This window comes from Pseudomonas sp. 43(2021), assembly GCF_017490805.1.
Classification (GTDB): domain Bacteria; phylum Pseudomonadota; class Gammaproteobacteria; order Pseudomonadales; family Pseudomonadaceae; genus Aquipseudomonas.
Window position 1 is genome coordinate 1 of the sequence record NZ_JAFGYJ010000146.1, and the last position, 636, is coordinate 636.

Here is a 636-nt window from a genome sequence, read left to right on the forward strand (position 1 = left end):
GGATCGAACAACAGCACGCCATTGAACGCCAGCAATAACGGCCACCACGCACCAAGATGGCGAAAACGCAGGCGCCACAGCAGCACCAGCGCCACCATCACGCAGGCGCGCTGCACTGGCACATCGAAACCGGCGAGCAGGCCGTAACCCAGCGCCGCCGTGAAGGCCAGGCCGCACGCCCACGGCAGCCATGGCCAGCGCAACGGCCAGATTCCGAAACGCGCCAGCCCGGCGACCAGCAGATACATCACTGCGGCGAGCAAGCCGATGTGCTGGCCGGAGATCACCAGCAAATGCACGGTGCCGGTGTCTTGCAGCACCTGCCAATCCTCGCGACTGAGGCCTGAACCGTCACCAAGCACCAGCGCCGCCAGCGCGCCCTCTCGTCCTTGTGCATCGGCCGCCAGCAGGCGCTGGCGAACGCCGTCGCGCCATGCATACCGGGCCTCAGCCAGGCGCTGGCCATCCTTGATCGTGCCGGTCGCCCCGATCCGTTGCGCCAGCAGCCAGGCCTCGTAATCGAAGGCGTCCGGGTTGAGCAAGCCACTCGGGCGCTTCAATTTCACCGCCAGACGCCAACGCTCACCACTATTCCCCGCCGGCCCGGCGTACCAGGCCAGGCGCAGCAGCGACGGC

The 636-nt window shown here is 67.5% G+C and carries 1 protein-coding gene; it reads right to left on the reverse strand.

All coding sequences use genetic code 11. The features are described 5' to 3' along the window. Positions 1 to 636 (reverse strand): ComEC/Rec2 family competence protein (locus tag J5M71_RS26425; RefSeq protein WP_207838413.1); only part of this gene is annotated, 636 nt, incomplete at both ends.